The sequence below is a fragment of the Rhodococcus sp. EPR-134 genome (assembly GCF_001647205.1).
Classification (GTDB): domain Bacteria; phylum Actinomycetota; class Actinomycetes; order Mycobacteriales; family Mycobacteriaceae; genus Rhodococcus_F; species Rhodococcus_F qingshengii.
Window position 1 is genome coordinate 1 of the sequence record NZ_LVCT01000033.1, and the last position, 11,979, is coordinate 11,979.

11 protein-coding genes and 1 pseudogene are annotated in these 11,979 nt (G+C 62.3%); 7 read left to right on the top strand and 5 right to left on the bottom strand.

The window, feature by feature from the left end; genetic code table 11:
* Positions 1-197: 197 nt before the first annotated feature.
* The 3 genes and pseudogenes from A2J01_RS01450 (at position 198) to A2J01_RS01460 (ending at position 2,756) form a co-directional block, all read left to right on the top strand.
* Entirely contained in the window at positions 198-557 is a 360-nt protein-coding gene (locus tag A2J01_RS01450; protein ID WP_003946225.1) for a GntR family transcriptional regulator, read from the top strand.
* 48 nt (positions 558-605) lie between these two features.
* The gene (locus A2J01_RS01455; RefSeq protein WP_003946228.1) at positions 606-1,037 is read left to right on the top strand and encodes a DoxX family protein; all 432 of its coding nucleotides are present in this window, start codon (positions 606-608) and stop codon (positions 1,035-1,037) included.
* 84 nt (positions 1,038-1,121) lie between these two features.
* A pseudogene (locus A2J01_RS01460) lies at positions 1,122-2,756 on the top strand (BCCT family transporter).
* Between the two features lie 71 nt (positions 2,757-2,827).
* Here A2J01_RS01460 and A2J01_RS01465 read toward each other — a convergent pair.
* Entirely contained in the window at positions 2,828-4,336 is a 1,509-nt protein-coding gene (locus A2J01_RS01465; protein WP_003946230.1) for a dolichyl-phosphate-mannose--protein mannosyltransferase, read from the bottom strand.
* Between the two features lie 74 nt (positions 4,337-4,410).
* Between A2J01_RS01465 and rsmI the strand changes: the two genes are divergently transcribed.
* Positions 4,411-5,241: a 16S rRNA (cytidine(1402)-2'-O)-methyltransferase gene (rsmI, locus tag A2J01_RS01470; RefSeq protein WP_003946264.1), complete on the top strand. Its 831-nt coding sequence runs from the start codon at positions 4,411-4,413 to the stop codon at positions 5,239-5,241.
* Here the strand turns inward: rsmI and A2J01_RS01475 are convergent.
* Together A2J01_RS01475 and metG are read right to left on the bottom strand one after the other, a co-directional pair.
* Positions 5,238-6,485, bottom strand: coding sequence for a DUF2786 domain-containing protein (locus A2J01_RS01475; RefSeq protein WP_202425863.1), 1,248 nt, complete (start codon positions 6,483-6,485; stop codon positions 5,238-5,240). The two genes, rsmI and A2J01_RS01475, sit on opposite strands and share 4 nt — an antisense overlap.
* Positions 6,486-6,566: 81 nt before the next feature.
* Positions 6,567-8,165, bottom strand: coding sequence for a methionine--tRNA ligase (gene metG / locus A2J01_RS01480; RefSeq protein ID WP_003946248.1), 1,599 nt, complete (start codon positions 8,163-8,165; stop codon positions 6,567-6,569).
* A 21-nt stretch (positions 8,166-8,186) separates the two neighbouring features.
* Here metG and A2J01_RS01485 point away from each other — a divergent pair, with 21 nt between their 5' ends.
* From A2J01_RS01485 to A2J01_RS01495, 3 genes are all read left to right on the top strand, one after another.
* Positions 8,187-9,014 (top strand): TatD family hydrolase, encoded by an 828-nt coding sequence (locus tag A2J01_RS01485; RefSeq protein WP_064111628.1) that lies wholly within the window; start codon positions 8,187-8,189, stop codon positions 9,012-9,014.
* Between the two features lie 76 nt (positions 9,015-9,090).
* On the top strand, positions 9,091-9,474 hold the full coding sequence (locus tag A2J01_RS01490; protein WP_042921287.1) for a DUF6578 domain-containing protein: 384 nt from the start codon (positions 9,091-9,093) through the stop codon (positions 9,472-9,474).
* On the top strand, positions 9,471-9,896 hold the full coding sequence (locus A2J01_RS01495) for a DUF6578 domain-containing protein (RefSeq protein WP_042448984.1): 426 nt from the start codon (positions 9,471-9,473) through the stop codon (positions 9,894-9,896). Before A2J01_RS01490 ends, A2J01_RS01495 begins: the two co-directional genes overlap by 4 nt.
* 36 nt (positions 9,897-9,932) lie before the next feature.
* Here the strand turns inward: A2J01_RS01495 and A2J01_RS01500 are convergent, their stop codons facing one another.
* Entirely contained in the window at positions 9,933-10,700 is a 768-nt protein-coding gene (locus tag A2J01_RS01500) for an amino acid ABC transporter ATP-binding protein (RefSeq protein WP_003946239.1), read from the bottom strand.
* Positions 10,697-11,979: amino acid ABC transporter substrate-binding protein/permease (locus A2J01_RS01505; protein WP_064111630.1), on the bottom strand; the 1,283-nt coding region annotated here is incomplete at its 5' end. The genes A2J01_RS01500 and A2J01_RS01505, both read right to left, overlap by 4 nt.

The following is an 11,979-nucleotide window of genomic DNA, read 5'->3' on the forward strand; positions in this document are numbered from 1 at the left end:
TTCTTGCAGAGCCACCCGTCGATCGAGGCTCTGTGCCTCGTGCAGATGTCGCCGCAGTGATCGAAGCGCTCATCGACGCGCCGTCCAGTGTCGGCAAGATATTGGTTCTGACCTCCGGCCCGCATACGATCCGCGAAGCGATCGAGGGTTTGTGAGAGAGAAGATGCTGTGACCGAGAAGATACGACGAGGGTGACGATGAAGATCGCGATCGAACACGATTCCTCCACAGCTCCGTACGACCAACTGCGGCAACAGATTATCGAGCAGGTTCACGGCGGCGGATTGATTGCGGGAACCAAGATCCCGACGGTGCGTGCATTGGCCTCGGAGCTGGGATTGGCGGCCAACACCGTCGCGAAGGCTTATCGCGCGCTCAGCGATCAGGGCGTGATCGAGACGAGGGGAAAGCAAGGGACGTTCATCGCTTCGGGGACCGATCCGGTGCAGGCGCAGGCGGAGCAGGCGGCGACCGCGTTTGCGCATAAGGTCCGCTCGCTCGGGTACTCCGACACTGAGATCGTCGCCATGGTGGAGTCGGCATTGAGAGGTGCGTGACACATTGATTAAGTTGACGCTTCAACTTAAAGCTGTCAGTCTTGGCTCATGAATTCGTCGATTGCTCGTGACCTCGGACTCCTCATCGCCCGTGTCGGCCTCGGGATCATCTTCATCGCCCACGGTTGGCAGAAGTTCTTCACCTACAAGATCGCCGGAACGCAGGCCGCATTCGAAGGGATGGGCGCCCCGCTCCCCAAGATTTCTGCAGTTCTGGCAGCATCCATCGAACTCGGTGGCGGCATCCTGCTCATCGCGGGTCTGCTGACCCCGCTCGTCGGCGCACTGCTGTTCCTCGACATGGTCGGCGCGTTCTTCATCGTGCACGCCGACAAGGGCGTCTTCATAGACAACGGCGGCTATGAACTCGTCGTCGCACTCGGTGTCGGTTCGCTCTTGATCGCTGTTATCGGCGCAGGACGCATCAGCATCGACGGATTGATCGGCAAGGGCAACGGTTGGGTTAAAACCCCAGCTTGATCGGGGTGAGAAGGCGGGTTCAACGGCTGTTGAGCCCGCCTTCCAGCTTGCTTTTGGCCCACAAAGTGACGAACGTAGTCATCTATGGTGACGAAATCTGATCGATCCGAACAAGATTCCGGGGCCAACGAAGAGCGCCCGGAGACGGGCTTTACTCGGGTAGGCGTTCGGACCGACTACGTGGTGTTTTCCGTGGCGGCCGCAGCGGTGCTGGCTATTGTCGTGTGGGGTCTCGTAGCTCCCGACAACCTGAACTCGGTAACCGGAAGTGTTCTCGGCTGGTTGGTGACGAACATCGGCTGGCTCTTCGTACTCGCAGCTTCGGCTTTCGTGCTGTTTTCCATCTACCTCGCTGTCAGTCGATTCGGCGACATTCCGCTGGGCAAAGACGGTGAGAAGCCCGAGTTCCGAACCGTCAGCTGGATCGCCATGATGTTCAGCGCCGGCATGGGCATCGGCCTGATGTTCTTCGGTGTCGCGGAACCGCTTGCGCACTACGTGACTCCGCCTCCCGGTACCGACGGTGGCGTCGGAACTGCCATGGCTACCACCATGTTTCACTGGGGTCTTCATCCTTGGGCGATGTATGCCGTTGTGGGCCTTGCCATTGCGTACGGGTCGTATCGCCGAGGACGCAAGCAACTGTTCAGTTCGGCCTTCATCCCGTTGCTCGGTCGCAAAGCCGAAGGGCCGATCGGCAAGGTCATCGACATCCTGGCAATCTTTGCGACACTTTTCGGCACCGCAGCATCTTTGGGGCTCGGCGCACTTCAGATCGGCTCCGGTTTCGAGGTAGTCGGCTGGATGGAAGAGGCCGGCGTATTCCTGCTCGTGGCCATCGTTGCGGTGCTGACCCTGGCGTTCGTCGCTTCGGCAGTTTCCGGTGTGGCCAAGGGAATTCAGTGGCTCTCCAACATCAACATGGTGCTAGCGCTGATCTTGGCCCTGTTCGTGTTCGTTCTCGGGCCGACCGTGCTGATTCTCAATCTGCTCCCGACGACCATTGGTGCATACGTTTCCGACCTCGCCCAGATGTCGGCCCGCACGGGTGCATCGTCGAATCCTGAAACCGGCGCGTGGCTTTCGTCGTGGACGATCTTCTACTGGGCATGGTGGGTGTCCTGGACGCCGTTCGTCGGCATGTTCCTGGCCCGCATCAGCCGCGGCCGCACGATCCGCCAGTTCATCGTCGGCGTCATCGCCGTTCCCACGACTGTCAGCTTGCTCTGGTTCGCGATCTTCGGCGGCGCGGGCATCGGCGAGGAACGCGACGGAATCGGCTTGTCCGGCCGAGGCTCGGAAGAGGCTCAACTGTTCGGCATGCTCGACAATCTGCCGTTGGCCGGAGTGACGACTGTCCTGGTCATGCTGCTCGTCGCAGTGTTCTTCGTCTCCGGCGCCGACGCTGCGTCGATGGTGATGGGGACGCTCTCGCAGCGCGGAACGCTCGAACCGAGTCGCTGGGTCGTGGTGTTCTGGGGCATGTTGACCGGTGGCGTCGCGGCGCTTCTGCTGTGAACCGGTGGTTCCGAAGCGCTCGACGGCTTGCAGACCATGACGATCATCGCTGCGGCGCCGTTCGTGCTGGTCATGATCGGATTGTGCTTCTCGCTGTACAAGGATCTTTCGCACGACCCGATCATCATTGCGGCGAAGGAGCAGAAACGTGCTCTCCTGCGCCCGCGCCGAGGACGCCGTGTGGGTAAGTCAGTGGAGTAGGACTTGAGCGGAGTAGGACTTGAACCGTGAAGGGGCACCGAACTGCGGTTCGGTGCCCCTTTGTCGTCTGGTTATTTCCAGCTGGGCAGCCACAGGTGGTTCTGCCACGATTCCGGCGTGATCGGCATGGCGGTGAGTATCGGCCAGAGGTAGACGAAGTTGGCCACGACCAGACCGATGTACAGACTGACTGCCAGAAGTCCGGTGGTACGACGCTCGACGGACGCGCTCGCCTTGCCCAGTACATCGCCGAGGACCAGCGCAAATCCCATGACCATGAACGGGGCGAGTGCAACTGCGTAGAAGTAGTACATCTGGCGGTCGAGCGTCGCGAACCACGGGAGGTAAGCGGCACCGTAGCCCGTCAGGACCACGGCGTATCGCCAGTCCCTGCGCACGAACGTCTGCCAGATCGCCCACGCCAACATCGGTAGGGCCAGCCACCACATCGCCGGTGTGCCGATCAGCATCACGGCCTTGACGCAGCTGGCGGCCCCGCAACCGGTGACCTGCTCGCCGTCGGCGTAGTAGTAGAGCATCGGTCGTAGCCCCATCGGCCACGTCCACGGTTTCGACTCCCACGGGTGGTGGTTTCCGGCGGAGTTGGTCAGACCGGCGTGGAACTGGAGAACGTTTCCGCTGTAGTACCAGAGTGAGCGCAGCGCGGAGGGAATGAAGCTCCACGTGCCGCCCTCACCGATCTCGTTACCGACGGCGTGACGGTCGACGCCGGTCTCGCTGGTGAACCAGGCCCAGTAGCTCGCGAGGTACACACCGAGCGGAATGATCACCAACGCATACAGAGCAGGCCCGATGTCGCGAACTGCGGTGCCGACCCATGGGCGCTGCACGCGGTAGGCGCGGCGCGCTGACAGGTCGAAGGCAACACTGAGCAATCCGAAGAACAGAATGAAGTACATGCCGGACCACTTGGTTCCGCAGGCCAGGCCGAGCAGGATGCCGGCGCCGAACCTCCACCACCGGAAACCCAGCCGCGGACCCCAGGCAGAGTCGCCGATTCGGCCCTCTTCGTATACCTTCGCCATCCGTTCGCGGACTTGGTCGCGATCGACCACCAGGCATCCGAGGGCGGCGAGAACGAAGAAAGCCAGGAAGATGTCGAGCATTCCCAGGCGTGAGGAGACGAAGGTGACGCCGTCGACGATGAGCAGGATTCCGGCAATCGCGCCGATCAGCGTGGACCGCGTCATGCGGCGCACGATCCGGATGATCAGCAAGACCATCAGTGTCCCGACCAGGGCCGACGAGAATCGCCACCCCCAACCGTTGTAACCGAAGAGTGCTTCGCCGATCGCGATCATCTGCTTACCGATCGGCGGGTGTACCACCAATCCGTAACCGGGATTGTCTTCGATGCCGCCACCGGTCAGAACTTGCCAGCCCTGCGGAACGTAGTGCTTCTCGTCGAAGACAGGTGTGCCGGCGTCGGTCGGGTAGGCGAGCATCGTGAAGCGTGTGATCGCCGCGATAGCGGTGACGAAAGCGGTGACAATCCAGCCGCGCAATCTGTCGGTCGGGCCGAAATCAGGATCCGGTACCAGCGGGCCGGGACTACGCATTACCCGATCGCTCGTGGCGGGCGTTGGCCGCTCGTCCGTCTGCACAGTCACCTGGCAATCGTAGGCTGTCAGGTATGACTGGTCGCTTGGTACTCGCCGCAACACCCATGGGAGATGTCGGTGACGCGTCTCCGCGTCTTCGGTCTGCTCTCGCAACCGCCGACGTCGTTGCTGCGGAGGACACACGACGCACCAAGTCTCTGGCGTCCGCGCTCGAGGTAACCATCACCGGGAAGATCGTCAGTTTCTACGATCAGGTCGAGATTTCCCGGCTGCCCGCGCTGGTCGCCGACGTCGCCGAAGGCAAGACCGTCCTGCTGGTCACGGACGCGGGCATGCCGTCGGTCAGCGATCCCGGATATCGCCTTGTCGCCGCCTGCGTAGCCGAGAACCTCGCCGTCACGTGCTTGCCCGGTCCGTCGGCGGTGACGACGGCGCTGGCACTCTCCGGATTGCCCGTCGAGCGGTTCTGCTTCGACGGGTTCCCGCCGCGTAAGCAGGGGCAGCGCAAGACGTGGCTCTCTGCCTTGGCAACCGAGCAGCGAGCGTGTGTGTTCTTCGAAGCGCCTCATCGCCTTGCCGACTGCCTCGCAGATGCGGTGGAAGTGCTCGGGCCGAATCGCCGCGCGGCCGTGTGCCGGGAATTGACCAAGACCTACGAGGAAGTGAAGCGCGGCACTCTCGGGGAGTTAGCTGCTTGGGCCGCCGAGGGCGTTCGCGGTGAGATCACGGTGGTGCTCGAAGGCGCAGTGCTGGTGGCATCTGATCCTGCCGATCTGGTCGACGAGGTGGAAAGGCTGGTCGAGGGGGGAGCACGATTGAAGGACGCGTGTGCCCTGGTCGCAACGGCCGGAGTCTCCAAGCGTGAGTTGTACGAGACGGTCCTGGCCGCTCGAAAGGACTAGCGGGAGCGGTTCACGGCGGGTGCGCCGGGACGCAGGTTGGCGTCGTCGGCTGCAGCCTGGCCGGCGTGCCAGCCTTCGGCGTCCACGGACCGTCCGCGAGTCTTGCGGGTTGTCGGGAACAATCGATCGAATTCGGCGTCGACGGCCTCGGATGTGGTGGCGAGGATCGGCAGAAGATCCGCGACGTCCATCGATGCCGCGTCGGCCGCTTCGGCGGTGGCTTTGGTGCCGGCGTCACGCAGGCGGTGTCCGATGCGGCTGGCGAACCCGGCCAGGAATCCCTTGCGGAACGAGGTGGTGCGTGAGCCGCCACGATTGCTCGAGTCGGCGAATTGCATTGCACGGGTTGCCTGTACGAGCAGGGAAGTGAACAGCATGTCGACTTGCTGAAGGTCGACCGGAGTGCCGACGACGGTCGCGAGTGCAATGTCGCTGAACCAGACAGTCCTGACACGATTCGATTCGCCGATCTCGGTCAGGAGGTGAACCTTTTCCTTCACGTACGGGTTCTCGATGTGAATGCGTCGGGCATTGACGGATGTGTCGGTGACCCCGGCGCGACTGTGGAGCAGTGCGGAGTCGATGGCGTACCGGGTCATCAACTCCTGGGCCTTCGCGGTGAAAATCTCGGCTTCTTCCGCGAAGTTGGTTGCTTCCGCTTTGGCGAGTAGTCCACGAATTCGCTTGAGTACCTTGGCGTCGACCTCGGTATCGCCGACGCCGGCATAGCTGGTATCGGTGCGTTGCGACGGCCAGGTGGATGGTGGCGCGAGCAACACCGTCCACTGAGGTAGGCGCATCCACGATCGCGCGACGTCGACGATCTGCGAAACGAGGAAGTAGGGATCCTGGAACAGAAGGCCGGCCGCGAGGGAGCGAAAAACGTCGTCGTCCACGGTGATTCGAGAAGCGATGTGCCGAGACTTCGGATACTGCTCGCCGATTGTCTGCAACTGCCCCACCCATTCGAGCGGAGCGCGATCGGAGGCGCGCGACGCCTTCGCGTCGAACAGGATGGTGGTGGCGGCGAGATCGGCGTCGGACGCTTCTTTGCTTCGACGCGCCAGATGAATCAGATCCGCCGGCTGCCATCCGCGGTCGTACGCCGCGGACAGTTCGGAAACGAGATCTCGCACCGCGGAAACGGATTGAGGGCTGACCTCCTGAGTGGACACCCGCGCTCCGTTCCATGGCAGTGTCTGCGCCGAAGCGCTGGTTCGAATGTATGTTCTATTCGTCGTCATGGCTGGAGTGTGCACGTGGGGTCCGACACATCCGCCTGTAACCGGATATCTCGGACCCCACGTGCGGCACTCTCGCTTAGCTCATTCCTCGACGAAGCGGGGGAAAACTGGCGCCGGAGCAGGCAGTTTCCGGTTCGCGTCGATGCGAACCGCAATGTCGGCGAACTGCCGGTTCTCTTCGCTCTGGCCAAGCAGATCGAGGATGCGTGACGCCGCGTCGGGCATCACCGGCTGAACGAGAAGCCCGACGATACGGACCACTTCGAGCGTCACGTACAGAACCGTCGCCATGCGTGCCGGATCCGTCTTGCGCAGAACCCACGGTTCCTGCTTGGAGAAGTACCGGTTGGTCTCGCCGAGAACGCCCCAGATGGCTTCCAGTGCGAGATGCAGCGCCTGCACGTCGAACTCGCTGCGGCACTTGGCAAGCAGGGCATCCGCCGACGCCAGCATCGCCAGGTCGTCCTCGGTGAACTCGCCGGGGGTCGGTACCTGGGCATCGCAGTTCTTCGCGACCATCGTCAGTGAACGCTGCGCGAGGTTGCCCAGTTCATTGGACAGGTCTGCATTCATACGCGTCACGATTGCTTCGTGGCTGTAGCTGCCGTCCTGGCCGTACGAGATCTCGCGGAGCAGGAAGAAGCGGACCGCGTCGAGGCCGTACTGATCGACCATCGCGATGGGGTCGACGACGTTGCCGACCGACTTCGACATCTTCTCGCCCTTGTTGTACAAGAACCCGTGGACGAAGACCCGCTCCGGCAGTTCGATGCCGGCAGACATGAGGAACGCCGGCCAGTACACGGTATGGAAACGCGTGATGTCCTTGCCGATGATGTGCAGGCTCGCGGGCCAGAACTTCTCGAACTCCGCCGAGTCGACGTTCGGGTAACCCACGCCGGTCAGGTAGTTGGTGAGGGCGTCGACCCAGACGTACATGACGTGGTCGGGGTCTCCGGGAACCTCGACGCCCCAGTCGAACGTGGTGCGCGAGATCGACAGGTCCTTGAGGCCGCCCTTGACGAAGCTGACGATCTCGTTGCGACGAGTCGCGGGGGCAATGAACTCGGGATGCTCTTCGTACAGAGCAAGCAAACGGTCCTCGTAGGCCGAGAGACGGAAGGTGTAGTTGGACTCCTCGGTCCACTCCACCGGGGTGCCGGTCTCCGTCGACTGACGGGTGCCGTCGTCCAGAAGCGTGGTCTCGGCTTCGGTGTAGAAGGCCTCGTCACGAACCGAATACCACCCCGAGTACGTGTCGAGGTAGATGTCGCCCGATGCGGCCATCTTTTCCCAGATCGCCTTGCTGGCGACCTGATGATCGGCGTCGGTGGTGCGGATGAACCGGTCGTACGAGATGTTCAGGACCTTGTCGAGGTTCTGGAACACGTCGGAGTTCCGAGCCGCGAGTTCGCGGACGTCGATGCCCTCTTTGATCGCTGTCTGCTGCATCTTCAGACCGTGCTCGTCGGTGCCGGTCATGAAGAACACTTCATGACCGTCCAACCGCTTGAAACGGGCGAGCGCGTCCGAGGAGATGTACTCGTACGCGTGGCCGATGTGCGGAGCGCCGTTGGGATACGCGATCGCTGTCGTGATGTAGAACGGCGATCGTTCCGCGCCTTCCGGGGCAGCGGAGTCCGGGCGCGGGGTCTGGGAGGGTGAGGCAGGCACAGTCATGGTGGGCTTACTCTATCGGGCGTGAGCAAAGACCGTCCCGCCCCCGATGCCCCTGAGCCCTTGTCGCCTCTGATCGACGCACATACGCACCTCGACGCCTGTGGTGCGCACGACGCTGCGACCGTGGCCGAAATTGTCGATCGGGCCGAAGCCGTCGGCGTCGGACGGGTCGTCACGGTGGCCGACGACCTTGATGCCGCACGCTTTGCCGTCGACGCTGCGAACTGGGATTCGAGGGTTTACGCAGCCGTCGCAATCCATCCGACCAGGGCGAACGTCCTCGATGTCGACACCGGAGCCGAGATAGAACGGTTGGCGTCCGATCCGCGGGTCGTCGCGGTGGGGGAGACCGGGCTGGATCTCTACTGGCCAGGCAAGCTCGAAGGGTGCGCCACCATCGAGGAGCAGGTCGACGGTTTCCGGTGGCACATCGACCTCGCGAAGCGTCTCGGCAAGACGCTGATGATTCACAATCGCGAAGCCGATGAGGACCTGCTGCGGGTGCTGCACGAGGAAGGCGCGCCGGAGACCGTGGTGTTCCATTGCTTCTCCTCGGATTCGGAGATGGCCCGTGCGTGCATCGACGCGGGCTACGTGTTGAGTTTCTCGGGAACCGTGAGTTTCAAGAATGCGAAGGCGCTGCGTGAGGCCGCGCTGTTGGTGCCGTCGGATCAACTGATCGTCGAGACGGATGCGCCGTTCTTGACGCCGCACCCGTTCCGCGGTGCGCCCAACGAGTCGTACTGCCTGCCGTACACAGTGCGCGCGCTCGCAGACATCCGCGGTGAGGATCCGCAGGCGCTGGCAGCAGCGTCCACGGCGACAGCGGAGCGCGTCTACAAGCTCTGACGCTATGGTGGTCTGACAGGTAACTCCGCGCCCGGGACGGTCGTGTCCCGGTTCGTCTACTGCGCGGAGTATTCAGATGAATGACTACAACGTGGTCACAGTCCGCATCGAAACGTGGGAATTCGAGTGCTGTGCACCGTTGCCGGTGGTCGGCGAAAAATCTGCGTGGGCTTTGCACCCCACACGTGAGTCGCTGTGGTTCGACGGGACGGTTCATGGAGGAATCTATCCCGACGACGTGGAACCTACGGCCGGGATCGTTCTCTCGATCCGACTCGAGCGCGGCGAGTTTGTCGAACAAGAACCCAGGCACTGGGTATTGGTACCTGGGAGCACCGATCACGTTCGAGTCGAGAAGGTCCCACGGTCTTTTCGCGGCATGTCGTCGCTGGTTGCCGGTCGTCGTGGCTGGATGGAGACGGCCGTTGTCGTCGAGCTTGCTCTTCCCGCGAGGGGATGAGGGCGCACAGCTTCACTGAGCCGACGCCGGTCGACTCTTCGGTCCGGATCGTCAGCGTTCATGTCGACGCGGTCGAAGTCGAGTGCTGCGGGCCGTTTCCGGTGGTCGGTGAACCATGCTCGTGGACATTGACACCGCGATCGCAGGACGACGATTTCGACGGTTGGGTTCACGGCGGGATGCCGGCGTCTGGAGTCGTGACCACCGGTGTGGTGCTCGGGATTCTCGTGGTCACGACGACGTACGAGGAAGTCGGAAGTCCACGCATGTGGTTGCCCGTCGAAGGTAGCGAGACCTATCGAAGGGTCGAGGCCAGTCCTCGGTGGTTCCGAAGGTTCGGCGACTTCGACTTCGAGCCGCAGAATCGGATCGAGACCGGGCTGGTCGTCGAATTGGCCACCACCCGTGCGCCTTTCCGGTAGTCCCCACTACCAAAAAGGCGCACAGGGGGCTTGCCCCTAGAGAACCTTCGCCAGGAAGTCCTGGGTGCGCTGCTGCTGGGGGTTGCCGAACAGACTCTCCGGCTTACCTTCTTCGACGATGTATCCGTCGGCCATGAAGATGACTCGGTCGGAAACCTCACGGGCGAAGCCCATCTCGTGGGTCACGACGACCATGGTCATGCCCTGCTTGGCGAGGTCGCGCAGCACCTGCAGAACCTCACCCACCATTTCGGGGTCGAGGGCGCTGGTGGCCTCGTCGAAGAGCATGATGTCCGGACTCATCGCGAGTGCGCGGGCTATGGCAACGCGCTGCTTCTGCCCACCGGACAGGCTGGCGGGCTTGGCATCTGCCTTCTCCGCGAGGCCGACCTGGCCGAGCAGTTTGACGGCGATCTCGCGAGCCTGCTCCTTGGTCGATCGCCCGGTCTGCACCGGAGCGAGCATCACGTTTTCGACGACGCTCATGTGGGGGAACAGGTTGAAGTGCTGGAACACCATCCCGATGTGCTGGCGCACCTTGTCGATGTCGACATCCTTGTTCGTGAGGTCGAACTGGTCGACGCGCACGGATCCGGCGGTGATGTCTTCGAGGCGGTTGAGGCAACGCAGGAAGGTCGACTTGCCGGAACCGGAAGGCCCGATGACGCAGACCACTTCACCGCTCTTGATGTCGACGTCCAGGCCCTTGAGGACCTCGTTGTCGCCGAACGACTTCTTCAGTCCCTTGACCGAAATCTTGACCTCGGTGGCGGACTTGCCCATGTTGACGGCTGTTTCGGTCACTTGTTGATCCTCTTCTCGAGGCGGTTCGACAGCTTGGTGAGCGCCATGATGATGATGAAGTACATGACGCCGATGATCAGCCACATGTTGAACGACTGGAAGTTGCGCGCGATGATGATGCGCCCTGTCTGAGTGAGCTCGGCGAGTCCGATGACCGACAGGATCGACGTGTCCTTGAGGGTGATCACGAACTGGTTGATGTACGACGGGATCATCGTGCGAATTGCCTGCGGCATGATGACTTTTCGCATCGACTTCATGTAGCTGATGCCCAGGCTTCGTGACGCCTCCATCTGTCCCTTGTCGACGGACAGGATGCCGCCGCGGACGATTTCAGCCATGTACGCGCCGGCGTTGAGCGAGAGCGTGATGATGCCTGCGGTGAAGGCGGACATCTGGAAATGCAGGGCTGCCGGGATGCCGAAGTAGATGAAGAATGCCTGCACCAACAGCGGTGTGCCGCGGAAGATGTCGACGTAGGTTGTGCCTATACCTCGGACGAACATGTTGGTGGACACGCGGCAGAGACCGAAGATCGCGCCTAGGACCAGAGCGATCGCGATCGAGACGACGGAGAGAACGATCGTCAACCACAGGCCCTTGAGAAGCTGCGGGTAGGTGCTCTTGATCAAGCCGATGATGGAGTTGTCCGACGTCGACGCGCCCTGACCGAGGTAGGTCGAGACGATTTCGTCGTACTGGCCGTCGTCGCGCAGGTTCTGCAGTCCGGCGTTGAACATCTGGAGCAGTTCGGCGTTCTGGCCCTTGTTGACTGCGAAGCCGTAGCTCGCGCCCACCTCTTTTTCGGTGACCGTCTTGAGGCCGTTGCCCTGTGTGATGCCGTAGGCGAGGACGGGGTAGTCGTCGAAGACTGCGACGGAGTTCCCGGTGCGGACCTCGTCGTACATGCTGGCGGAGTCGGCGAAATAGACTGTGGTGAAGCCGTATTGGTCCTTGATGGACTCGGCGAAGCTGGCGCCCTCGGTGCCGTTCTTGACAGCGACGCGCTTGCCCCTCAGATCCTCGTACGACTTCACGTCGTTGTCGGTCTCGAGGACCGCCATCTGCACGCCCGACTCGAAGTACGGGTCGGAGAAGTCGAACACCTGCTTGCGGGCGTCGGTGATGGACATGCCCGCGATGACGCCGTCCGCCTGCCCGGCCTGCACGGCCTGAAGGGCCGCGTCGAAGCCGAGCTGTTTGATGTCGACCTTGAAGCCTTGGTCCTCGGCGATCGCATTGAGCAGGTCGATGTCGATGCCGACGAGTTTGCCGTCTT